The following is a 23,377-nucleotide window of genomic DNA, read 5'->3' on the forward strand; positions in this document are numbered from 1 at the left end:
GCCAGCCGAGGGAGCGGCTGGCAGCGGTTTCGTGACATGGCCAGGACATACGTGTCCGAGTCGAGACGTGAGCGAGTTCAAGCCGTATCCCCGGGCGCGACAGCTAGTTGCGCAGCCGCAGCCCCCTCGGGGTGGCGTGGAAGCCGGCCGACTCCAGGGCCTGGCCGAGGGGGGAGGTGAGGGCTGCCGCGGCGTTGATCCGCTCCACCGTCAGGTCCGGCAGGGTGCCCGCGCGGGAGGCCGCCACCAGGGCCGCCGTCGCCGCCGCGAGGCGCGCGTCACCCGGATCCGCCCAGGCCAGCAGGGTCTTGCCGCCGCGCTCCAGGTAGAGGATGAGCTCGCCGTCGACCAGAACCACCAGGGAGCCCGCCTTGCGGCCCGGCTTGTGGGTGGCGTCGGCCGGGGGCTCCGGCCAGGGCAGGGCCGCCCCGTACGCGTTCGCGGGATCGGCGGCGGCCAGGACCACCGCTGCCAGCGGGGGCGGGTTCTTCTCGGCGGCGCGCAGCCGGTCCACCGCGCCGTCCATCGCGAACTGGGCCGCGCCCAGCCCCTCCACCACATAACCCCGGCGGGCCTGCCCGCTGTCCTCGAACGCCGACAGGATCCGGTACACCGCGCTGAACCCGCCCTCGACGCCCTCCGCCGCCACCGCCCCGCGCGTGACCACCCCGTGCCGGTCGAGCAGGGTGCGGGCCAGCGCGTGCGCCCGCTGCGTCGGCTCCGGGGCGGGCGCGGGCAGCAGCGACCAGCGGCCCGACACCGTCGGCGGGCCCGTACGCGAGACGGTCGCGCTCAGGCTCCCGTACCGGCCGCGCGGGACCGTGCGGCGGGCCCGGTGGGCGGTGGCGCCCGCCGTACGGCCCGAGCCCAGCAGGGAGCGCAGCGGGGCCAGGGTGTCGTTGGTCAGCCGGCCCGACCAGGCCAGGTCCCACAGGACGGAGGACAGCGCCAGATCCGTGGCCTCGGGATGGCGGGCCCGCACGGATTCCGTGAGCTGACGGAAGAACAGGCCGTACCCGCCCGACAGGGCCTCCAGCACCGCCTGGTGCAGCGGGCCCAGCTCCAGCGGGTGCGGCTGCGGCAGCAGCAGCGGAGCCGCGTCCGCCAGGTACAGGGAGATCCAGCCGTCCTTGCCCGGCAGAGCCCCGGCGCCCGCCCACACCACCTCGCCGGTGGTGGTCAGTTCGTCCAGCAGACCCGGCGCGTACCCCGCGACCCGCGAGGGCAGGATCAGCCGCTCCAGCGCCGACGCCGGGACCGGGGCGCCCTGCAGCTGCTCCACCGCGCGCGCCAGCCCGTCGATCCCGCGCAGCCCGCCGCCCAGGTGCTGCCACTGGGGCAGGAAGGTGGCCAGCGAGGCCGGCGGGACCGGCTCCAGCTCCTGGCGCAGGGCCGCCAGCGAACGGCGCCGCAGCCGGCGCAGCACCGCCGCGTCGCACCACTCCTGGCCGATGCCCGCCGGATGGAACTCGCCCTGCACCACCCGGCCCGCCGCGGCGAGCCGGTGCAGGGCGCCCTCGGTCACCGCCGTGCCCAGCCCGAAGCGGGCGGCGACGGCGGTCGTGGTGAACGGGCCGTGCGTCCGGGCCCAGCGGGCCAGCAGATCGCCCAGCGGATCCTTGACCGGCTCGGTGAACGCCTCCGGGACCCCCACCGGCAGCGCCGTGCCCAGGGCGTCCCGCAGCCGGCCCGCGTCCTCGATCGCCGCCCAGTGCTCCGCGCCGCCGATCCGCACCCGGATCGCCCGCCGGGCACCCTCCAGGGCGGCGGTCCAGCCCGGCTCCGCACCCCGCTGCGCCAGCTCGGTGTCCGTCAACGGGCCCAGCAGCCGCAGCAGATCGGCCACCGACTCGGCGTCCTTCGCCCGCCGGTCCTCCGTCAGCCACTGCAGCTCCCGCTCCAGCTCCTCCAGCACCTCGGCGTCGAGCAGCTCGCGCAGCTCCGCCTGGCCCAGCAGCTCCGCCAGCAGCCGCGAGTCCAGCGACAGCGCCGCCGCCCGCCGCTCGGCCAGCGGCGAGTCGCCCTCGTAGAGGAACTGGGCCACGTACCCGAACAGCAGGGAGCGGGCGAAGGGCGAGGGCTCGGGGGTGGTGACCTCCACCAGGCGGACCCGGCGCGCCTCCACGTCCCCCATCAGTTCGGTCAGGCCCGGCACGTCGAACACGTCCTGGAGGCATTCGCGCACGGCTTCCAGCACGATCGGGAACGAACCGAACTCGGAGGCCACCTGGAGCAGTTGCGAGGCCCGCTGGCGCTGCTGCCACAGCGGGGTCCGCTTGCCGGGGCTGCGGCGCGGCAGCAGCAGGGCGCGCGCCGCGCACTCGCGGAACCGGGAGGCGAACAGGGCCGACCCGCCGACCTGGTCGGTGACGATCTGGGCCACCTCCCCCTGGTCGAAGGCGACGTCGGCCGCGCCCAGCGGGGCCTGCTCGTCGTCGAACTCGAAGGACGGGGGCCGGGCGGGATCGTGGTCGAGGAGGTCCAGGTCCATGGAGAGCAGGTCGGCGTCCGGCAGGCGCAGCACGATGCCGTCGTCCGCATGCATCACCTGGGCGTCCATGCCGTACTTCTCCGCCAGCCGGGCGCCCAGCGCCAGCGCCCACGGCGCATGCACCTGGGCGCCGAACGGGGAGTGCACCACGACCCGCCAGTCGCCCAGCTCGTCGCGGAACCGCTCCACCACGATGGTCCGGTCGTCCGGCACGTGCCCGCAGGCCTCCCGCTGCTCCGCGAGGTACGCCAGGACGTTGCCCGCGGCCCAGGCGTCCAGCCCCGCCGCCAGCAGCCGCAGCCGCGCGTCCTCCTCCGAGAGCCCGCCCAGCTCGCGCAGGAACGCGCCGACCGCACGCCCCAGTTCGAGCGGGCGGCCCAGCTGGTCGCCCTTCCAGAACGGCAGCCGCCCCGGCACCCCGGGGGCCGGGGTCACCAGGACCCGGTCGCGGGTGATGTCCTCGATCCGCCACGAGGTCGTGCCCAGGGTGAACACGTCGCCCACGCGGGACTCGTAGACCATCTCCTCGTCGAGCTCGCCGACCCGGCCGCCGCCCTTCTTCGGGTCGGCGCCCGCCAGGAAGACCCCGAACAGCCCGCGGTCGGGGATGGTCCCGCCGGAGGTCACCGCCAGCCGCTGCGCGCCCGGCCGGCCGGTGACCGTCCCCGCGACCCGGTCCCACACCACCCGGGGTCTGAGCTCGGCGAACGCGTCCGAGGGGTAGCGGCCCGCCAGCATGTCCAGCACCGAGGTGAACGCCGACTCCGGCAGCGCCGCGAACGGCGCCGCCCGCCGGACCAGCGCCAGCAGGTCGTCCAGCTGCCAGGTGTCCATCGCGGTCATCGCGACCAGCTGCTGGGCGAGGACGTCCAGCGGATTGGACGGCACCCGCAGGGACTCGATCGCCCCCGAGCGCATCCGCTCCGTGACCACCGCCGCCTGCACCAGGTCCCCCCGGTACTTGGGGAAGACCACCCCCGTGGAGACCGCGCCCACCTGGTGCCCCGCCCGGCCCACGCGCTGGAGCCCGGAGGCCACCGACGGCGGCGACTCCACCTGCACCACCAGGTCCACGGCGCCCATGTCGATGCCCAGCTCCAGGCTGGAGGTCGCGACCACGGCGGGCAGCCGGCCTGCCTTGAGGTCCTCCTCGACCAGGGCACGCTGCTCCTTGGACACCGAGCCGTGGTGCGCGCGGGCCAGCAGGGGCGGGGCGCCCTGCGCGGCCCCCGACTGGGCCATGATCTCGGCAGGCGGCGGCGCACCCTCGCCGAGCAGCTCGCCGGTGGCGCGCTCGTAGGCGATCTCGTTGAGCCGGTTGCACAAGCGCTCCGCGAGACGGCGGGAGTTGGCGAACACGATCGTCGACCGGTGGGCCTGCACCAGATCCGCGATCCGCTCCTCCACATGCGGCCAGATCGACGGTCTGTCCCCGCCCTCCCGGCCCTCCGTGGCCGGAGAGCCCCCGAGTTCGCCCATGTCCTCCACCGGCACGACCACCGACAGGTCGAACTCCTTGGCCGACGGCGGCTGCACGATCTCCACCCGGCCACGCGGCGCGAGGAAGCGGGCCACCTCCTCCACCGGCCGGACCGTCGCCGACAGCCCGATCCGCCGGGCCGGGCGCGGCAGCAGCTCGTCCAGCCGCTCCAGCGACAGCGCCAGGTGGGCGCCGCGCTTGGTCCCCGCCACCGCGTGCACCTCGTCCAGGATCACCGTCTCGACCCCGGACAGGGCCTCGCGCGCCGCCGAGGTCAGCATCAGGAACAGCGACTCCGGCGTGGTGATCAGGATGTCCGGCGGGCGCGACGACAGCGCCCGGCGCTCCGCGGCCGGGGTGTCCCCGGAGCGGATCCCCACCCGCACGTCCGGTTCGGGCAGGCCCAGGCGGGCCGACTCCTGCCGGATCCCCGTCAGCGGGCTGCGCAGATTGCGCTCCACGTCCACCGCGAGCGCCTTCAGCGGCGACACGTACAGCACCCGGCAGCGCTTCTTCGGCTCGGCCGGCGGCGGCTGCGAGGCCAGCCGGTCCAGGGCGGCGAGGAAGGCGGCCAGGGTCTTGCCGGAGCCGGTGGGCGCCACCACCAGCACGTCCGAGCCCTCCCCGATGGCCCGCCAGGCGCCCTCCTGCGCGGAAGTGGGCGTACGGAAGGCCCCCGTGAACCACGAGCGGGTCGCGGGGGAGAACGAGTCGAGCGCAGCGCCTGCCATGCCCCCATCGTGCACCCGGCCACTGACAACCGGCCGGACCTGGGCAAACGCACGGCGGCGCGGGAGCGCAGAATGAGGGGATGGGGAAGGAACCCGGGATCGCACCCGGCAAGGACGACGACGGGGCGGCCCGGGAGTGGGCCCGGCACTGGCACCACCCGCAGCTGCCGGGGCTGGACCTGCTGCGCGCCCACTACGTCCGCCACACCTTCCCGCGCCACGCCCACGACGGGTACGTCATCGCGGCCGTCACCGGCGGCATCGAGGAGATCGGCATGCCCGGCGGCACCCTGCGGGCCGGACCGGGGAGCGTGGTGCTGATCAACCCCGAGGTCCCGCACACCGCCCGCGCCGGGGGCCCCGAGGGCTGGGCGTACTCGACGCTCTACCCCTCCCGGGAGCTGATCACCGAGGTGGCCTCCGAGACCGGCACCCCGCGCGGCACCCCCGGCTTCACCACGGAGATGGTCCTCGACGCCCGGGCCGCGAAGCTGATCACCGAGGTGCACCGGGCCGCGGAAGCCGGCAACGCCCTGGCCGCCGACACCCTGCTGCGGGCGGTCGTGGCCCGGATGCTCGGCCGGCACGCCGCGCCGCTGCCGGTCCGTAGGGCCTCCCGCGCGGGCGCCTCCGACGCCGAGCGGGCCCGCGCCCTGCTGGAGGAGCGGATGGCCGAGCCGCCGTCGCTGGAGCAGCTCGCGGCGGAGCTGGGGACCAGCCCGTTCGCCCTGCTGCGGGCCTTCCGGGGGCGGTACGGGATGCCGCCGCACACCTGGCTCACCGATGCGCGGGTACGGCGGGCGCGCAGGCTGCTGGACGCGGGGGGCGCCCCGGCGGACGTGGCCGTCGCCGTCGGCTTCACCGACCAGCCGCACCTGAACCGCCACTTCACCCGCATCGTCGGCGTCCCGCCGGGCGCCTACCGGCGGGGGCGGGCGGGGTAGCTCCGCGGGTCCGGACACCGCGGCGCGCAGGCCCCCCGCCCCGCCCACCCCGCGCAGCGGCCGGCGGCACGGGCGTGCAAGAACGTACAAGACCCGGGCCCGCACCCACCCCTACCTTCGCCGGGTGGGAACAGAACAGGTGCTGATACAAGAGGCCCTCGACGGGGCCGGAGGGCGGCCGCGGGCCGCCGTCGTGCGGGACGCCCTCGGCGTCGGGGTGGCCGTCGGGCTGTCCGGGTTCGCGTTCGGGGTGACCGCCGCCGGAGCGGGCGTCAGCGTGCTCCAGGCCTGCGTGCTGAGCCTCCTCGTCTTCACCGGGGCCTCGCAGTTCGCCCTGGTCGGAGCGCTCGCCGCGGGCGGGAACCCGTTCACCGCGGCCGCCGGGGCCTTCTTCCTCGGAACGCGCAACGCCTTCTACGGGCTGCGGCTGTCCCAGCTGCTCGCCCTGCCGAAGGCCGTCCGGCCCCTCGCCGCGCACTGGGTCATCGACGAGACCACCGCCGTGGCCCTGGCCCAGCCCGACCGCAGGTCGGCCCGGCTCGGGTTCACCGTCACCGGCCTCAGCCTGTACCTGCTGTGGAACCTCACCACCCTGCTCGGCGCGCTCGGCGCCGAGGCCATCGGGGACACCGCCGCCTGGGGGCTGGACGCCGCCGGTCCCGCCGTCTTCCTCGCCCTCCTCGCACCCATGCTCAAGAGCACCACCGAACGGGCCGTCGCCGGACTCGCCCTCGTCCTCGGACTGGGCTTCCTGCCCGTCCTGCCCGCCGGGGTGCCCGTACTGATCGCCGCGCTGGCCGCACCCGCCGTGCTGTGGCTGAAGGGACGCAGCTCGTGAACGTCTGGATCGCCATCGGCCTCACCGTCGCCGGATGCTACGCCGTCAAGCTCGCGGGACTCCTGGTGCCCGCCGGGGCCCTGGAGCGGCCGGCGGTGCGCAGGCTCTCCGCCCTGCTGCCGGTCGCGCTGCTCGCGGCGCTCACCGCCCAGCAGACCTTCAGCACCGGCCACGACCTCGTGCTCGACGCCCGGGCCGCCGGGCTGGCGGCCGCCGCCGTCGCGCTGCTGCTGCGCGCCCCGTTCCTGGTGGTGGTCGCGGCGGCGGTGGTGGTCACCGCCGGAGTACGGGCCCTCGGGGGCTGAACCCCCGGCCTAGGCCAGGGGCCGCCCGTACGCCCGCAGCGTCAGCAGGGCCTCGATGGTGACGATCGGACGCCGCTCCAGGATGCTGCCCGGCGCCCAGGCCCGGCGGCGGACCGGCCAGCCGCCGTCGGGCTGCTGCTCCGCCGCGAGGAAGTCCAGCGAGCACCGCATCTCCTCGTCGGTGAACCAGCCCCGGGCCAGCGACTCCGGCCGCCGCGCGTAGTCGTACGGGAACAGCCGCTCGCCCGGTGCGTAGCCGGGGGAGAGCGGGTACTCCTCGCGCCGGGCCGGGTCGAGCACGGCCAGACGCCGCTCGCGCACCAGCCGGCCCAGCCGGTCCGCGGCCGCCGCCGCGCGGGCCCGCTCGGGGACGCCGTCGAGGAAGGCCACCGCGCCCTGGACCTCGTACGGATGCGCGTGGCGCAGGGTCTCGACCCGCTCCCAGCAGAACTCCGTGGCCCGGAACAGCCAGGCGTCCCAGATCCGGTTGCGGTGCAGCACCCCCACGACCGGGCCCGTGGTCACGAGCTCGCCCGGCGGGTCGTCGCCCACCGGGTGCCACGGCGCGGCGGGATGGCCGCGCGGGGCCGGGACGGCCAGCGGGAGCGCGCCTTCCGGGGTGGAGATGCGGGTCAGGTGGCGGCAGAGCCGCTCGATGCGCCGCCCGGCGCACCGGCCGAGGCCGTCGAGGATCCGCAGGGCGTGCGCGGAGTGCAGGGGCTGGCTGAGCGGACCGCGCAGATCGGGGTCCAGGCCGTGGCCGTAGCCGCCGTCCTCGCCCAGGTAGGAGCCGAGGGCGGTGTCGACCGGGTCGGCGCCACCGCCGAGGAAGTGGTACGCGAACCGGTGCTGCTCCAGCACCCGGGCCGTGAGCCAGATGAACTGCTCGGCGCGGGCCAGCGCGGCCGCGGGGGCCGGCGCGGAAGCTTCGTCTCCAGGCATGCGAGCCACCGTAGGGCGCGCACGGCGCCGGAGGGCGGCAACGGTGAGGGTGCACTCTCCGGAGCGGGATACTGGGGGCATGCGGTTGACGATTTTCTGGGAGCGGATGGCGGAGCACTTCGGTGCGGCCTACGCGGACTCCTTCGCGCGGGACCACGTCCTGTCCGAGCTCGGCGGGCGCACGGTCCACCAGGCGCTGGAGGCGGGCTGGGAGACGAAGGACGTGTGGCGCGCGGTGTGTTCGGCGATGGACGTGCCCGCCTCCCTGCGCTGACGCCGGCCGGGGACTCGTTTTCGTGGTGCGCGGCAGGTGGGACAGACTGGTCGGCGTGGCAGTGACAGACGAGACGAGCAGCCGGCCCGAAGATCCGCAGGACCGGCCGGTCCCCGGGGGGCCCGTGGCGGCCGGCCCTGCGGCCCCCGCGGAGCACCCCGCCCCGGCGCAGGCCGCAGGCGGCCCGGACGGCGGGCCCGAGGGCCCGTCATCGGGTCCCGGCCCGGCCCGGGAGGAGACGCGGATGCCGCGCTGGCTGCCGCGCGCGGTGATCCTCGTACTGGCGCTCGTCGCGTGTTTCCAGCTCGGCAGCTGGGCCTTCCACCAGCTGATCGGGCTGCTCGTCAACATCCTGATCGCGTTCTTCCTGGCGCTGGCGGTCGAACCCGCCGTGTCCAGGATGGCGGCCCGGGGCATGCGCCGCGGGCTCGCCACCTTCCTGGTGTTCCTGGGCGTGTTCGCCGCGGGCGCCGGGTTCCTCGCGCTGCTCGGCTCGATGCTCGCCGGGCAGATCGTCGACATGGTGGAGGGCTTCCCCCGCTACCTCGACATGGTGATCGACTCGATCAACCGCACCTTCCACACCAAGCTGTCCCGGCTGGAGATCCAGGACAGCCTGGTGCACTCCGACTGGCTCCGGAAGTACGTGCAGAACAGCGCCAGCGGGGTGCTCGACGTGTCCGCCACCGTGCTCGGCGGGCTCTTCAGGCTGCTGACGGTCGGCCTGTTCTCCTTCTACTTCGCCGCCGACGGCCCCAGGCTGCGGCGCGCCCTGTGTTCCGTACTGCCGCCCGCCAAGCAGTCCGAGGTGCTGCGGGCCTGGGAGATCGCCGTCGCGAAGACCGGCGGCTACCTGTACTCGCGCGGGCTGATGGCGCTGGTCTCCGGTGTCGCCCACTACGTGGTCTTCGCGGTCCTCGGGGTGCCGTACGCGCCCGCGCTCGCGGTGTGGGTGGGGCTGGTCTCCCAGTTCATCCCCACCATCGGCACCTATCTCGCGGGCGCGCTGCCGACGCTGATCGCCTTCACCGTCGAACCCTGGTACGCGGTGTACGTGCTGGGGTTCGTCGTGGTCTACCAGCAGTTCGAGAACTACGTCCTCCAGCCGAAGCTGACCGCCAGGACCGTGGACATCCACCCGGCGGTCGCCTTCGGTTCCGTCATCGCGGGGACCGCCCTGCTGGGCGCGGTCGGGGCGCTCATCGCGATCCCGGCCGTGGCCACCCTGCAGGCCTTCCTCGGCGCCTACGTGAAGCGGTACGAGGTGGCGGGGGAGGCCGGCGGCGGTGACGCGGGCGGGGTGGCCGGCGGTCCGGCGGGCGGTCCGGCTGGCGGGGGGCCTACTGCTGCCCGTCCGCGCCGAGTACGGCTGCCAGGGCTTCGGTGACGGCCGACTCGACGGCGGCCTTGTCGAGGCCGAGTCCGCTGAGCGTACCCTCGCCGTTCTCCAGCTCCAGCAGGGCGAGCAGGATGTGCTCGGTGCCCACGTAGCCGTGGCCCAGGCGCAGGGCCTCGCGGAAGGTGAGTTCCAGGGCCTTCTTGGCGTTGGCGTCGAAGGGGACGAGGGCGGGCATCTCCTCCGACGCCGGGGGCAGGGTGGCGGTCGCGGCGGCCCGGAGGGCCTCCGGCGAGACGCCCTGGGAGCCGAGGACGAGTCCGGCGAGGCCGTCGGGCTCGGCCAGCAGGCCCAGTACCAGGTGCTCGGTGCGGATCTCCGCGTTGTTCGCGGCGCGGGCCTCGTTCTGCGAGGCGACGACGACGCTCCGGGCCCGGGGGGTGAACCGGGCGAAGCCCGCGGCGGGGTCGAGGCCGGACTCGCCCTCCTTGTCGGCCTTGGGGACGAAGCGCTTCTGGGCGGCCTGGCGGGTGACCCCCATGCTGCGGCCGATGTCGGTCCAGGAGGCGCCGGAGCGGCGGGCCTGGTCGACGAAGTGGCCGATGAGGTGGTCCGCCACGTCACCGAGGTGCTCGGCCGCGACGACGGCGCCGCTGAGCTGTTCCAGGGTGTCGGCGTGGGAGTTCTTGATGGCCTCGATCAGGTCGTCGAGGCGGACGGGGTTGGCGAGCCGGACGGGTTCCACGGAAGGGTTCGTCATGAATGCAACCCTAGGTTGACACCTCGGCGGTGTCAACCATGGGTTGTCACTTGGTGGGCGGAGGGGCTGGGGACGTGTCCCCTCCGCCCGCGGCCGTGCGCGTGCCCGTCAGGCGGCCGGCTGGTTCTGGCCCGTCAGCAGGCCGAGCAGCTGGTCCATCTCGTTGCGCCAGATGCGGTGCACGTTCATGCGGGTCGGGGTCGCCTGGCCGGGGAGCTGCATGCGGAACGAGCTCCAGATGGCGTTGCGCTTGACCTCGGTGATGGTGCCGACGGCCTGGTGGGGCGGTATCGCGAAGACGATCTCCTGCGGGCGGTTGCTCATCCGGCTCGCCCGGTGGAGCACCACGGCCTGCTCGGTCACGGTGACGAAGTAGTAGCTGAGGAACGCCTGGCCGATGAGGCCGAGCATGCTCATCAGCCACACGCTCGGGCCGGCGATGGCCTGGATCGTGACGATGGGGCGGTCGGCGGGGTTGGCCTGGGCGAGGGCTTCGGCCACCTGCTGCTGGATCGTGGCCTTCTTGACGGCCATGGGTCCTCCTGAGCGGAATTTCACGGCCCCCGTCGTCGGGGGCACCGCAGAGTACCGGCCATCCGGCGGCGGTTCCGCGCCAGCCCGGGGGCGTGGGCCATGCGCCCCGAATTGGGATCGGGCGCCCGCCTCGCGGGGGCTTGGAATGATTGATTCCGTTTACTGCCGGGGGTGTTCGGCCATCCTCTTTTCCAACTCCCCATGCCCTATTGTGCGTTGACTCCGCTGGACCAAGAATGCAGTGCACATGTCAACCGAAGGATCTTCGGTCGCATTCGTCACCAGAGGGGAACCCCCACATGAACAAGCCTCTCGCCGGCGCCGTGTTGTCCCTGCTCCTGACCGGAGCGGCGGCCACGCCGGCCCTGGCCCAGGCCCCCGCGCCGCAGCGGGCCGCCGCGGTCACCTACGCGGGCACGGTCGCGCTCAGCAACTGCTCCGGCTCCGTGGTCCGCACGCCCGCCTCGCAGCCGGACGACCCGGCGCTGGTCCTGTCCAACGGGCACTGCCTGGAAACCGGCTTCCCGGCGGCCGGCGAGGTCCTCGTCAACCAGGCGTCCAGCCGCAGCTTCTCCCTGCTCAACGCCTCGGGCTCCAAGGTCGCGACCCTGCGCGCCAGCAAGATCGCGTACGGCACGATGACGGACACCGATGTCTCGCTCTACCAGCTGACCAAGACGTACGCGCAGATCCAGAGCCAGTACGGCATCGCGGCCCTCACCCTCAACGACGCGCACCCGGTGCAGGGTTCCTCGATCAAGGTGGTCTCCGGCTACTGGAAGCGCACCTACAGCTGCAGCGTCGACGGGTTCGCGTACCGCCTCAAGGAGGGGGAGTGGACCTGGAAGGACTCGGTCCGCTACACCTCGTCCTGCAACACCATCGGCGGCACGTCCGGCTCGCCGGTGATCGACACGACGACCGGCAAGGTCGTCGCCGTCAACAACACCGGCAACGAGGACGGCCAGCGCTGCACGGACAACAACCCGTGCGAGGTGGACGAGGCCGGGAACGTGACGGTCCGCCAGGGAATCAACTACGCCCAGGAGACCTACGTCCTCGTCCCGTGCATAGGCCCCGGCAACCAGATCGACCTGAACCGCCCCGGCTGCACCCTGCCGAAGCCGTAGGTCCCTCCGGGACCGCCCGCCCCGCGGCCCCGCCGCCCCCGGTCGTCCGGAGGCGGCGGGGCCGCGCGCGTGTCCTCACCCGCGGGCCGGGCTGCGGGCCGGGCCGGTGAAGGTCATCCGGCCGAGCTCGTGCCGCGGCGGCGGCAGCTCCGCGTCAGGGTCGTCATGGGGACAGCTGGGCGCGGCCGGGCGTGATAGCCGCCGAATGTGACGCGCAACACATGCCGGGGCCCTGTGGTCGGTGCCGTCGCCGGTCCCCGGGGAGGCCCTGGCCGCGGGCGGTGGGGGGCGTTCCGCCTTCGGTGTGCAGGGGTTGCGGGGCGCGGCGTGGTCGGCTTGACAGGGAAATCGAACATCCATTCTGATGAGTTATCCACAGCCGAAACGGGCGTGGAAGCGCATTGTCAGTGGCAGGCGTTAGCGTCAATGGCGTGAAGCGATCGACTCAAGCAAACCGGGTGGAACCCATGGCAGGCACCGACCGCGAGAAGGCTCTCGACGCCGCGCTCGCACAGATTGAACGGCAATTCGGCAAGGGTGCGGTCATGCGCCTCGGCGACAAGCCGAACGACCCCATCGAGGTCATCCCCACCGGGTCGACCGCGCTGGACATCGCCCTCGGCGTCGGCGGGCTGCCGCGCGGCCGTGTGGTCGAGATCTACGGGCCGGAGTCCTCCGGTAAGACGACCCTGACGCTGCATGCCGTGGCCAACGCGCAGAAGGCCGGCGGCACCGTCGCCTTCGTGGACGCCGAGCACGCGCTCGACCCCGAGTACGCCCGCGCGCTCGGCGTCGACACCGACAACCTCATCCTGTCCCAGCCGGACACCGGCGAGCAGGCCCTCGAGATCGTCGACATGCTGGTCCGCTCCGGCGCCCTCGACCTGATCGTCATCGACTCCGTCGCGGCCCTCGTGCCGAAGGCGGAGATCGAGGGCGAGATGGGCGACTCGCACGTCGGTCTCCAGGCCCGTCTGATGAGCCAGGCGCTCCGCAAGATCACGGGTGCGCTCAACCAGTCCAAGACCACCGCGATCTTCATCAACCAGCTCCGCGAGAAGATCGGCGTGATGTTCGGCTCCCCGGAGACCACGACCGGTGGCCGCGCGCTGAAGTTCTACGCCTCCGTGCGCATCGACATCCGCCGCATCGAGACCCTCAAGGACGGCACGGAGGCGGTCGGCAACCGCACCCGCTGCAAGGTCGTGAAGAACAAGGTCGCGCCCCCCTTCAAGCAGGCCGAGTTCGACATCCTCTACGGCCAGGGCATCAGCCGCGAGGGCGGCCTGATCGACATGGGCGTGGAGCACGGCTTCATCCGCAAGGCCGGCGCCTGGTACACGTACGAGGGCGACCAGCTCGGCCAGGGCAAGGAGAACGCCCGCAACTTCCTGAAGGACAACCCCGACCTCGCCAACGAGATCGAGCGGAAGATCAAGGAGAAGCTGGGCGTCGGCGTGCGCAAGGACGCCGAGAGCGGCGAGGCGGCCGAGGCCACCGCGCCGGCCGATGCCTCCGTGCCCGCCCCGGCGTCGAAGGCGAAGCCGGCGGCCAAGGCCGCCGTGGCCAAGAGCTGACCGTGCGGGAAGAGCAGGAGCGGGGCGGCAGAGCGAGGGGCGGCCGGGAGGGCCGCCAGGAACTTCCGCCCCAGAGTCCCGAGGAGCAGGCGCGGGCGATCTGTCTGCGCCTGCTCACCGGGATGCCGCGCACCCGGCGGCAGCTCGCGGACGCCCTGGCGAAGCGGGACATCCCCGAGGAGGTCTCCGAGGCGGTCCTGTCCCGGTTCGAGGAAGTGGGCCTCATCGACGACGCCGCCTTCGCCGGGGCCTGGGTCGAGTCCCGGCACCGCGGCCGGGGCCTGGCCCGCCGGGCGCTCGCGCAGGAGCTGCGGACCAAGGGGGTGCACACCACCCTCGTCCAGGAGGCGCTGGAACAGCTGGACTCCGAGCAGGAGGAGCAGACCGCCCGCGAACTCGTGGAGCGCAAGCTCCGCTCGACCCGCGGGCTGGAGCGCGACAAGCGGATCCGCCGCCTGGCCGGGATGCTCGCGCGCAAGGGATACCCGGAGGGCATGGCCCTGAGAGTGGTGCGCCGGGCCCTGGAGGCGGAGGGCGAGGACGCCGACGACCTGGGCTACCCCGGGGACTGACCGCCGGGGGGTGGGGACAGCCCCCGGGCGGGGACGCCGGGGCGCTCCAGTGCCGGGAGCGGGGCCCGCCGACAGAGTTGACCGCATGATGCTGCGTTACGCCCTTCGGACCGTCCGGGACCGCAAAGCCGGCTTCCTCGGAGCCTTCGTCGCCCTCCTGTGCGCGGCGGCCCTGATCACCGCCTGCGGCACCCTCCTGGAGACCGGGCTCCGGGGCAGGATCGCCACCGAGCGGTACGCGGGCACCCCGGTCCTCGTCTCCGCCGACCAGAACGTCCACCAGAGCACGGTCAAGGAGAAGAAGGGCAAGGCCAAGACGAAGCACAAGGCCAAGCCCGTAGCCGAACGGGCCTGGCTGCCGGCCTCCGCCGTGGACACCGTCCGTTCCGTCCCCGGGGTCGACCGGGCCGTCCCCGAACTCACCTTCCAGGCCGTCCCGCTGACCGGGGCCCCGGGCACGCCGAAGCCCTCGTACGGACACGCCTGGACCTCCGCCGTGCTCACCCCCTTCACCCTGGCCGAGGGCCACGCTCCCCAGGGCGGGGACCAGGTCGTCATCGACCGGGACCTGGCCGCCCGGGCGGGCCTCGCCACCGGAGCCCGGCTCACCGTGCAGGCCACCGGCGAACCGAAGACCTACACGGTCAGCGGCGTGGCGCGCACCACCGCCGCCGACGGCCGCCTCGGCCACCAGAACGCACTCTTCTTCTCCGACGCCGAAGCCCAGCGGCTCGCCGCCCGCGCCGGCCAGGTCTCGGCCATCGGCGTACTGCCCCGCCCCGGAGTGGACGCCGGCGCGCTCTCCGCCCGCGTCGCCCATGCCCTTCGGGCCACCACGGCCCAGGTCACCACCGGCGACGGGCGCGGCCCGGTCGAGTTCCTCGACGCGGCCGGCGCGCGGACCACCCTGGTCTCCCTGGGCGGCGCGATGGGCGGCACCTCCCTCCTCGTCGCGGTCCTCGTGGTCGCCGGCACCTTCGCCCTCTCCGTCCAGCAGCGCCACCGCGAGCTCGCCCTGCTGCGCGCCATCGCCGCCACCCCCCGGCAGCTGCGCGGCATGCTCGGCCGGGAGGCACTGCTCGTCGGCCTGGCCGCCGGGATCGCAGGCGCCCTCGCCGGACTGCCGCTGGCCGCCTGGCTGTACGGCCGTTTCGTCGCCACCGGAGCCGTCCCCGCCACCCTGGAACGCACCGCCGGGATCTTCCCGATGACCGCGGCCGTCGCGGCGAGCCTGCTCGGGGGCTGGGCCGCGGCCCGGATCACCGGGCGGCGGATCGCCCGGATCCGCCCCGCCGAGGCCCTGGCCGAAGCCGCCGTCGAGCGGCCCCGCCCCGCCTGGACCCGTACCGTGGCCGGGCTGCTCCTGCTGGCCGGCGGGGCCGTGCTGGTCGTCGTGCTCGGCTCGCTGCGCACCGAACCCGCGTCGACGCCGGTCACCTTCCTGGCCGTGGTGGTGCTGGCGGGCGCCGTGTCGCTGCTCGGCCCGCTGCTGGTGCGCGGCGCGGCCGCCTTGCTCGCCGGACCGCTGGCGCTGACCGGCCCCGGCGGCCGCCTGGCCACCGCCAACCTGCGCGGCAACGCCACCCGCATGGCGTCCGCCGTCACCCCGCTCACCCTGCTGACCGCGATGACCTGCACCGTGCTCTTCATCACCCCGACCCTGGGCGCCGCGGCCGCGACGCAGGCCCGCGAGGGGGTCCGGGCCCCCTGGGTGGTCACCGCGCAGGGACCGGGGGTCGGCCCGGAGACCGCCGAACGCCTCCGCCGCACGCCCGGAGTCACGGCCGCGACCGAGATCGTGCACACCTCCGTACGGGTCGGCCTGACGAAGTACGCGGCCCGGGGCGTCACCCCGTCCGGCCTGACCCGCACCTGGGACCCCGGGGTCACCGGCGGCAGCCTGGACGGCTTCGGCGACGGCCGGGCGGCGGTCAGCGAACTCGCCGCCGAGCAGCTGGGGCTGAAGCCGGGCAGCCCGCTGAGCCTGACACTGGGGGACGGAACCCCCGTGACGCTGACGGTCGCCGCCGTGTACGCGCGGGGGCTGGGCTTCGGCGACGTGACGCTGCCGCACGCGCTGGTGGCCGCGCACGTGGACAACCCCCTGGCGGGCAGTGTGCTGGTGGCGGCGGAGCCGGGGGTCGGCCGGGAGCGGCTGGCCGCCGCCGCGGGAGCGCCGGGGGCGGTGTCGGTGCTGTCGGCGGCGCAGGCCGACGCTGCCCGGGTGCGGCGGGCCGGGGCCGGGGCGGAGACCAACCTGCTGGCGATGGGCCTGGTCCTGGCCTTCACCGCCATCGCGGTGGTCAACACCCTGGCCATGTCCACCGCCGAACGGTTCCGGGAGTTCGGGCTGCTGCGGCTGGCGGGGGCGCAGCGGCGGCAGGTGCTGCGGATGCTGCGGGCCGAGGCGGTGGGGGTGCTGCTGCTCGGGGTGGCGCTGGGGTCGGGGATCGCGGCGGCGGTGCTGACGGCCTTCAGCGTCGGGATGACGGGGTCGGCTGCGCCGGTGGTCCTCCCGGTGGTGTGCGCGGGGGTCGTCGCAGCGGCGGCCCTCCTGGCCCTCCCGGCCGTGGCCCTCCCGGGGCGGCTGGCCCTCCGGCGCCGCCCGGTGGACGTGGCGACGTCCCAGGCCTGACCGGTCCCTGCGGGCGCGGGTGCGGCTGCCGCTGCGCGGGCTCTCCCCGCCCCGCCCTTCCACCGTTCCCCGGGCTCCGCCCGGACCCGTTCCGTGCGCTGAGCGCCCGGTGCGCTCCATCGCCGCGCGGGCTGTCTACAGCCCCGCCGCTGGGGGTCCGGGGGCGGAGCCCCCGGGAAACGGAGAAAGGGCGGGGCGGGGAGACGGCTCCGCGCAGCGGCAACGGCCCGCAGCCGACGGCTGGGCCCCAGCCAGGACAGCGGGCCCGCCCGGCAGCCAACGGGTCGGACCCCGGCCAGGGGTGCGGCCTGCGCCCGGCAGCCGACGGGCGCAGGCCGTCGCAGGGGCGCCGAGCCGTGCGGGCGACGCGTCAGGAAGGGGCCGTGGGAAGCCCCGCGGAGCGCCAGGCCTGGAAGCCTCCCGTGAGGTCCGTCGCCCGTCGGAGCCCCAGCGCGTGGAGCGACGCCACCGCCAGCGAGGACGCGTAGCCCTCGTTGCAGATCACCACCGCCCGCACATCGTGCGAGACGGCCTCCGGGAGGCGGTGGGAGCCCAGCGGGTCCAGCCGCCACTCCAGCTCGTTGCGCTCCACCACGACCGCCCCCGGGATCACCCCGTCCCGCTCGCGCAGCGCCTGGTAGCGGATGTCCACCAGCAGGGCGTCCCCGTCCAGCCACGCCTCGTACGCGGTCCGGGGGTCCACCCGGGTGTACGTCTCGCGGACCCGTTCCAGGAGCTCGTCGATGCCCACCGGGCCCGTCCCGCTCACTGCCAGTCCGCCGGGCGCTCGACGTGCTCCAGCCTGAGCACCGCGCCGCTGCGGCTGTACCGGCGGATCAGCGGCAGCGGCGGGTAGTAGGCGTGGACCGAGACCGCGTGCTCGGACTCCGACTCGTTGAGCACCTCGTGGACGTGGTGCTCGCCGAACGCCCGCCCGGTCACCGCGCCGAGGCTGCGGGTGCGGTCCACCTCCGGGGCCAGCTCCAGGGTCCGCCATCCCTCCGAGGGCAGACGCACCGTCAGGGAGTGCTCGGTGAGCCGGCCCCGCGCGGTGGCGAACGCGCCCCGCGACTCGGCGTGGTCGTGCCAGCCGGTGCCGGTGCCCGGCGGCCAGCCGATCAGCCATGCCTCGCTGCCGCCCGGGCCGTCGAGCCGGATCCAGGTCCGGCCCTCCGGGTCGAGGGGGAGCGAGTCGACGATCTCGGGGTCGGAGGCGGTGCGCAGGGCGAAGGCGAGGAGTTCCGCCGCGGTGGGGGCGGAGGAGCGGGCAGGGGCGTGCGTGGACACGGAAGCAGACATCGGGGCGTGACCGTCCTGGGGTTCGCGAAAGGGGCGCGCAGGCCCGGAAGGGCAGCGGGGCGCGCGGGAAGGGGGCGAATCAGCAGGAGGGGCGACACACGCAGCCCGCGTAGCGGAGCAGGTCCATGTGAACCCTCCGCCACAGGCGTACGTCGTTGCCGGTCATGTCGGCGAGTGAACCACGAGTGCCCGAGGGCGGTCAATCGATCACAGGAGCGGGTGTGGCGGGAGCGCCGGCCGGAGCACCCGCCCGCACGGTGTCGGCCGCCGCGTACAGCTCGGCCGGGCGGACCCCCGCGAAGGTGGCGGCGAGGTGCCCATCGGGACGCACCAGGAGCACGGTGTGCGCCGGCGCCCCCGGGTAGGCGTCCGCCACCAGCAGTTCGGCCGGCACCGGCAGTGCGCTCACGGCCGCCGCGAGCCGGGGCATCAGCCCGGCCCCCGCCCAGTGGCGCCGGTCCCACACTCCGGTACCCGGCGCGACCAGCAGCACCAGCAGCCTCCCCCGCCCCAGCAGGTCCCGCAGCGGGACCGTGGACCCGTCGGGCGCGGACACGGGCACGTTCGCCACGGGGCCGCCCGGCTCCGTGGCGGTCGGGACCTCGCGCACCGCCACCGGCGGCGCGTACACCGGCCGGCCGCCCAGCGGGCCCCGGCCCAGGTGCCCGTCGGTCAGCAGGCCTTCGGCCGACCGCCCCGACCCCGGCAGGAGGCTGCGCAGGCCGGCTCCGCCGCGCAGCACGGGCATGGTCTGGTCGGCGGCGCGCAGCCGGGCGGCGACGGCCGTGCGCCGCTCGCCCTCGTAGCTGTCGAGCAGGGCCTCGGAGGCGCCCTGGTGCCAGTCCAGGGCCAGCTTCCAGGACAGGTTCTCCGCGTCGCGCAGCCCCTCCTCGACGCTCTGGGTGCCGAGCGCGCCCAGCAGGTGCGCGGCGTCCCCGGCGAGGAAGGCCCGGCCGTCGCGCCAGCGCCGGGCGAGGCGGTGGTGCTGGATGTGCACGCCGGTGTCGATGAGGTCGTACGGCGGGGTGCTGCCGCCGCACCACAGGGCCAGGGTGTCCCGGATCAGGCTGACGAGGGCGTCCGGGGTGACGAGGTCCCCGCGCGGCGGCAGCAGCCAGTCCAGCCGCCAGATCCCGTCGGTCAGCGGCCGGGCGGTGATCTCCTCGGGGCCGGACGGAGGGTTGCGGTGCAGCAACGCCTCGCCGGGCCAGGGCAGTTCGGCGCGCAGTGCGGCCACGGCGTGCCGCTCGACGGCGGTCCGGCCGGGGAAGCGGATGCCGAGCAGCTTGCGCACCGTGGAGCGGGCCCCGTCGCAGCCGACCAGGTGGCTGCCGCGCCACCAGGTGGTGTGCCCGCCCCGGGTCTGCACCGTGACCCCGCGCCCGTCCTGTTCCAGGGACTCCAGCTTGGTGTCGGGGGCGAGCTGGACCAGGGGGTGGGCCGTGGCGGCGGCGCGCAGGCCGCGCGTGAGGGCGTGCTGCGGGAGGTGCAGGGGGGCGGGGTGGTCCTCGAAGGTGATCCGCCGGACTTCCTGACGGCGCCTCATGGTGCGCCAGGCCGCGTACTGGGCGCCCTCGTCGCCCAGGGTGGTGCAGCCGAGCCGGTGGACCATGGCCGCGGTGTCGGAGTGCAGGACGACGCTGCGGGCGGGGCGGGGCTCGTCCTTTCCGGGCCCTTCGTCGAGCAGGACGCAGGGCACGCCGTGGCCGGCCAGGGCGAGGGACAGGGAGAGTCCGACGGGGCCCGAGCCGACGACGATCACCGGGTCCATGATGCGGCTCCCGATGTCCGGTATGTGATCACAGAACGTATGCAACCCACTGGAAGTTCCGGCGTCAAGTGACCCCGGTCCGGACAAAGCAGTGTGGTGCGGCGGAGAGTTCCGCCGCACCACACAGGCTACGCCTCGTACCGGGCTGACCGGACGTCCGCCTCTCGCGTCACGCCGCTTAGTCGGCTCCGGCTGCCAGGTCGTCGACCTCGGCCACGGCGAGTACCGCCCCGGTGCTCTTCTTCGACTTCCGCACCCGGCCCTCCATCCAGGAGGCGAAGGAGGTGAGGGCGAAGTTCACCGCGATGTAGACCAGGGCGATCACCACGAGCGTGGCGATGGTGTTGCTGTAGTTCGCCGAGATCTGCCGGTTGGCGGCGAGCAGCTCGGTCAGGCCGAGCAGCGAGCCGCCGAGCGCGGTGTCCTTGAGGATGACCACGAGCTGGCTGACCAGGGCGGGCAGCATGGCCGTGACGGCCTGCGGGATCAGGACGTAGACCATGGTCTGGCCCTTGCGCATGCCGATCGCCTTGGCGGCGTCGGTCTGGCCGCGGGGCAGGGACAGTACGCCCGCGCGGACGATCTCGGCGATGACCGCCGCGTTGTAGAGCACGAGTCCCGTGACCACCGCGTACAGCGGCCGTATGTCGGACGAGACGGCGGGGACGAACTGCACGAAGAAGGCAGAGCCGAAGATCATCAGCATCAGCACCGGGATGGCGCGGAAGAACTCGACCACCGCGCCGACCGGGATGCGCACCCAGGCGTGGTCGGAGAGCCGTCCGATGCCCAGCAGGGCACCCAGCGGCAGGGCGATCAGCATGGCGATCGCACCGGCCCGCAGGGTCTCCCCGAGTCCCGGGAGCAGATAGGTGGTCCAGACCCGGCCGTCGGTGACGAAGGGGCTCCACTTGTCGGCGTCGAGCTGGTGCTTGTCCGCCATGACGGACAGGATCCACCAGGCGGCGAGCGCGAACAGGACCAGGAAGACGGCCGTGTAGATCCAGTTGCGGACCTTGGCCTTGGGGCCGGGGACGTCGTACAGCACGGAGGTCATCGCTTCACCGCCACTCGCTTGGCCACCCAGCCCAGCAGCAGACCGGTGGGCAGGGTCAGCAGGCAGAAGCCGAGGGCGAAGATCCCGAAGACGGCGAAGAGCGCGTCCGCCTCGTTCTCGACCATTTCCTTCATCAGCAGGGCCGCTTCGGCCACGCCGATGGCCGCCGCCACCGTGGTGTTCTTGGTGAGGGCGATCAGTACGTTGGCGAGCGGTGCGATGACCGCCCGGAAGGCCTGGGGGAGCACGATCAGGGTGAGCACCTGGAAGAAGCTCAGTCCGAGCGCGCGGGCGGCCTCGGCCTGGCCCACGGGCACGGTGTTGATGCCCGAGCGCAGCGCCTCGCAGACGAAGGTGCCGGTGTAGGCGCTCAGCGCGAGGACCGCGAGGCGGAAGCCGGTCTCCTTGAACGTGCTGCCGCCCATGTTGAAGCCGAGGGTCTGGCTCAGGCCCAGCGAGCTTCCGATGATCAGCAGGGTCAGCGGCGTGTTGCGGACCAGGTTCACGTACGCGGTGCCGAAGGCCCGCATCAGCGGGACCGGGCTGACCCGCATCCCGGCCAGGACGGTGCCCCACACCAGGGAGCCCACCGCCGAGTAGAGGGTGAGCTGAACCGTCACCCAGAAGGCTCCGAGCAGGTCGTACTGCCCGGAATCAAGAAAGTCGAACACGATGCCCTGCGCTCTCCCCAGGATGGCCGGCGGGACACGCCGCCGCCCGCGGACGGGCGGGCGGCGGCGCATCCCACCGGGAAATCAGCTGCCTTCGGTGATCTGCGGGGCAGGCTCGTTCTTGTAGTTGGCCGGGCCGAGGTTCTTCTTCACGGCCGCTTCCCAGCTGCCGTCCGCGACCATCTTCTTCAGAGCGGCGTTGATCTTGGTCTGGAGCTCCTTGTCGCCCTTCTTCAGACCGATGCCGTAGTTCTCGTTGCTCATCTTCAGGCCGACGAGCTTGAACTTGCCCTTGTTCTTCTCCTGCGCGGCGTAGCCGGCGAGGATCGAGTCGTCCGTGGTCAGGGCGTCCACGCCCTTGTTCTCCAGGGCGGTGAGGCACTCGGAGTAGCCACCCTGCTGAAGCAGGTCGGCTTCGGGGGCCAGGTCCTTCTTGACGTTCTGCGCCGAGGTGGAGCCCGTGACGGAGCAGAGCTTCTTCTTGTTGAGGTCCTCGACCTTGGTGATCGAGTTGTCGTCGGCGCGGACCAGCAGGTCCTGGTGGGCCAGGAAGTACGGGCCCGCGAAGTCGACCCGGGCCTTGCGCTTGTCGTTGATCGAGTAGGTGGCGGCGATGAACTTGACGTCCCCGTTGGAGATCAGGTTCTCGCGCTCGGCGCTGATCGCCTGCTTCCACTCGATCTGGTCCGGCTGGTAGCCGAGCTCCTTGGCCACGTACGTGGCGACGTCCACGTCGAAGCCCTCGAACTTGCCGTCGGGGGTCTTCAGGCCCAGGCCGGGCTGGTCGAACTTGATGCCGATGGCGATCTTGTCCGACTTGGTGCCCCCGGAGGCGCCCGCGTCGCTCGCGCTGTCCTTGCTGCCGCTGCCACAGGCGGTCGCCGTCAGCGCGAGGACGACGGCCGTGGCCACTGCCGCGCCGGCCTTGAGAACCTTCATGGTGAACTTCCCTCAGGTGAGACGTTGTTGAACGACGAGCTGGACACGTCGTGTGCGACGGCGGGCGCCGTCGACCGGATCACTACCAGACGCGGGTGTCAGTGGTGCAGGATCTTGGACAGGAAGTCCTTGGCGCGGTCGCTCTTGGGGTTGCTGAAGAACTGCTCGGGGGCGGCCTGTTCGACGATCTTCCCGTCGGCCATGAAGACCACCCGGTTGGCCGCGGAGCGGGCGAAGCCCATCTCGTGCGTGACGACCACCATCGTCATCCCCTCGGCCGCGAGCTGCTGCATGACCTCCAGCACCTCGTTGATCATCTCCGGGTCCAGGGCCGAGGTCGGCTCGTCGAAGAGCATCACCTTCGGGTCCATCGCCAGCGCCCGCGCGATCGCCACGCGCTGCTGCTGGCCGCCGGACAGCTGCGCCGGGTACTTGTCGGCCTGAGAGCCGACGCCGACCCGGTCCAGCAGCGACTTCGCCTTCTCCACCGCCGTCGCCTGGTCGGTCTTGCGGACCTTGAGCTGACCCAGCATCACGTTCTGCAGCACCGTCTTGTGCGCGAACAGGTTGAACGACTGGAAGACCATGCCCACATCGGCGCGCAGCCGGGCCAGCTCCCGCCCCTCCGAGGGCAGTTCCTTCCCGTCGACCGTGATGGTCCCCGAGTCGATGGTCTCCAGCCGGTTGATGGTCCGGCACAGCGTCGACTTGCCCGATCCCGAAGGACCGATCACCACGACGACCTCGCCGCGGGCGATGCTCAGATCGATGTCCTGAAGCACGTGCAGCGCGCCGAAGTGCTTGTTGACGTTGCTCAGTACGACCAGGCCGTCCGCGGCACCCGCCGCGTCCTGCGTGTCCTTGGCCACTGATACTCCGCTCATCGGCTTCTTGCTCCGTCCTCCGTCGGTTGGCAGGACAGTAGTGACGCGGTGCGCACACCGTCACGACATCTGAGCGAGAATTGAGGATAACGATAGGGACTCGCCCCGATACGCTCCGTGCGCCGCGCCCGCGCGCCCGCCGTGTGCGCGTACCGGGTGCATAACGGAAGAGTCGCCGGACCGGAACCCCCTTGACGTGGGAGTCTT

20 protein-coding genes and 1 pseudogene are annotated in these 23,377 nt (G+C 73.6%); 9 read left to right on the plus strand and 12 right to left on the minus strand.

All coding sequences use genetic code 11. From position 1 onward, the window contains the following. Positions 1-103: 103 nt before the first annotated feature. On the minus strand, positions 104-4,702 hold the full coding sequence (locus BX286_RS26890) for an ATP-dependent helicase (protein ID WP_121016504.1): 4,599 nt from the start codon (positions 4,700-4,702) through the stop codon (positions 104-106). Between the two features lie 80 nt (positions 4,703-4,782). Here BX286_RS26890 and BX286_RS26895 point away from each other — a divergent pair, with 80 nt between their 5' ends. The 3 genes from BX286_RS26895 to BX286_RS26905 all read left to right on the plus strand — a co-directional run bounded on the left by BX286_RS26895 (position 4,783) and on the right by BX286_RS26905 (position 6,789). After that, positions 4,783-5,646, plus strand: coding sequence for an AraC family transcriptional regulator (locus BX286_RS26895; RefSeq protein WP_121016505.1), 864 nt, complete (start codon positions 4,783-4,785; stop codon positions 5,644-5,646). A 124-nt stretch (positions 5,647-5,770) separates the two neighbouring features. Beyond that, complete coding sequence (locus tag BX286_RS26900) at positions 5,771-6,484, plus strand: AzlC family ABC transporter permease (protein ID WP_100862743.1); 714 nt, start codon at positions 5,771-5,773, stop codon at positions 6,482-6,484. Beyond that, a complete protein-coding gene (locus BX286_RS26905; protein ID WP_079430087.1) occupies positions 6,481-6,789 on the plus strand; it encodes an AzlD domain-containing protein in 309 nt (102 codons plus the stop codon). Before BX286_RS26900 ends, BX286_RS26905 begins: the two co-directional genes overlap by 4 nt. A 9-nt stretch (positions 6,790-6,798) precedes the next feature. On the opposite strand, the gene BX286_RS26910 is transcribed toward BX286_RS26905, so the two are convergent. Next, positions 6,799-7,731, minus strand: coding sequence for a hypothetical protein (locus BX286_RS26910; protein WP_121016507.1), 933 nt, complete (start codon positions 7,729-7,731; stop codon positions 6,799-6,801). A 79-nt stretch (positions 7,732-7,810) separates the two neighbouring features. Here BX286_RS26910 and BX286_RS26915 point away from each other — a divergent pair, with 79 nt between their 5' ends. Both BX286_RS26915 and BX286_RS26920 read left to right on the plus strand, forming a co-directional pair. Continuing rightward, positions 7,811-8,005, plus strand: coding sequence for a DUF3046 domain-containing protein (locus BX286_RS26915; RefSeq protein WP_079430089.1), 195 nt, complete (start codon positions 7,811-7,813; stop codon positions 8,003-8,005). A gap of 244 nt (positions 8,006-8,249) precedes the next feature. After that, positions 8,250-9,392, plus strand: coding sequence for an AI-2E family transporter (locus tag BX286_RS26920; RefSeq protein WP_121016508.1), 1,143 nt, complete (start codon positions 8,250-8,252; stop codon positions 9,390-9,392). On the opposite strand, the gene BX286_RS26925 is transcribed toward BX286_RS26920, so the two are convergent. Further along, positions 9,346-10,101 carry a Clp protease N-terminal domain-containing protein gene (locus BX286_RS26925; protein ID WP_079430090.1) on the minus strand — a complete coding sequence of 252 codons (756 nt, stop codon included), beginning with the start codon at positions 10,099-10,101 and terminating at the stop codon, positions 9,346-9,348. The genes BX286_RS26920 and BX286_RS26925 overlap by 47 nt on opposite strands. 108 nt (positions 10,102-10,209) lie before the next feature. Further along, positions 10,210-10,635 (minus strand): hypothetical protein, encoded by a 426-nt coding sequence (locus tag BX286_RS26930; protein ID WP_100862741.1) that lies wholly within the window; start codon positions 10,633-10,635, stop codon positions 10,210-10,212. A 299-nt stretch (positions 10,636-10,934) separates the two neighbouring features. On the opposite strand from BX286_RS26930, the gene BX286_RS26935 reads away from it, so the two are divergent. From BX286_RS26935 to BX286_RS26950, 4 genes and pseudogenes are all read left to right on the plus strand, one after another. Further along, positions 10,935-11,765 carry a serine protease gene (locus tag BX286_RS26935; protein WP_121016510.1) on the plus strand — a complete coding sequence of 277 codons (831 nt, stop codon included), beginning with the start codon at positions 10,935-10,937 and terminating at the stop codon, positions 11,763-11,765. A 467-nt stretch (positions 11,766-12,232) separates the two neighbouring features. After that, positions 12,233-13,342 carry a recombinase RecA gene (gene recA, locus BX286_RS26940; protein WP_079430093.1) on the plus strand — a complete coding sequence of 370 codons (1,110 nt, stop codon included), beginning with the start codon at positions 12,233-12,235 and terminating at the stop codon, positions 13,340-13,342. Then, positions 13,252-13,914: pseudogene (gene recX / locus BX286_RS26945) on the plus strand (recombination regulator RecX); the annotation flags it as partial. The gene recA and the pseudogene recX, both read left to right, overlap by 91 nt. A gap of 85 nt (positions 13,915-13,999) precedes the next feature. Further along, positions 14,000-16,549 (plus strand): ABC transporter permease, encoded by a 2,550-nt coding sequence (locus BX286_RS26950; RefSeq protein WP_121016511.1) that lies wholly within the window; start codon positions 14,000-14,002, stop codon positions 16,547-16,549. A 370-nt stretch (positions 16,550-16,919) separates the two neighbouring features. Here BX286_RS26950 and BX286_RS26955 read toward each other — a convergent pair whose 3' ends face one another. From BX286_RS26955 to BX286_RS26985, 8 genes are all read right to left on the minus strand, one after another. After that, positions 16,920-17,318, minus strand: a complete 399-nt coding sequence (locus BX286_RS26955) for a rhodanese-like domain-containing protein (RefSeq protein ID WP_079430095.1) — start codon at positions 17,316-17,318, stop codon at positions 16,920-16,922. Further along, on the minus strand, positions 17,315-17,848 hold the full coding sequence (locus tag BX286_RS26960) for a cysteine dioxygenase (RefSeq protein ID WP_079430096.1): 534 nt from the start codon (positions 17,846-17,848) through the stop codon (positions 17,315-17,317). The genes BX286_RS26955 and BX286_RS26960 overlap by 4 nt, the downstream gene beginning before the upstream one ends. Positions 17,849-17,927: 79 nt before the next feature. Further along, complete coding sequence (locus BX286_RS38080) at positions 17,928-18,014, minus strand: putative leader peptide (RefSeq protein WP_311318651.1); 87 nt, start codon at positions 18,012-18,014, stop codon at positions 17,928-17,930. Between the two features lie 33 nt (positions 18,015-18,047). Further along, a complete protein-coding gene (locus BX286_RS26965; RefSeq protein WP_121016512.1) occupies positions 18,048-19,619 on the minus strand; it encodes an FAD-dependent monooxygenase in 1,572 nt (523 codons plus the stop codon). Positions 19,620-19,797: 178 nt separating this feature from the next. Further along, on the minus strand, positions 19,798-20,676 hold the full coding sequence (locus BX286_RS26970; RefSeq protein WP_079430098.1) for an amino acid ABC transporter permease: 879 nt from the start codon (positions 20,674-20,676) through the stop codon (positions 19,798-19,800). Beyond that, positions 20,673-21,347, minus strand: coding sequence for an amino acid ABC transporter permease (locus BX286_RS26975; RefSeq protein WP_079430099.1), 675 nt, complete (start codon positions 21,345-21,347; stop codon positions 20,673-20,675). Before BX286_RS26975 ends, BX286_RS26970 begins: the two co-directional genes overlap by 4 nt. Before the next feature lie 84 nt (positions 21,348-21,431). Next, a complete protein-coding gene (locus BX286_RS26980) occupies positions 21,432-22,286 on the minus strand; it encodes a glutamate ABC transporter substrate-binding protein (protein ID WP_079430100.1) in 855 nt (284 codons plus the stop codon). A gap of 98 nt (positions 22,287-22,384) precedes the next feature. Beyond that, positions 22,385-23,170, minus strand: coding sequence for an amino acid ABC transporter ATP-binding protein (locus BX286_RS26985; protein ID WP_079430101.1), 786 nt, complete (start codon positions 23,168-23,170; stop codon positions 22,385-22,387). Between the last annotated feature and the right edge of the window lie 207 nt (positions 23,171-23,377).

It is taken from the genome of Streptomyces sp. 3211.6 (assembly GCF_003634815.1).
Taxonomy (GTDB): Bacteria; Actinomycetota; Actinomycetes; order Streptomycetales; family Streptomycetaceae; genus Streptomyces; species Streptomyces katrae_A.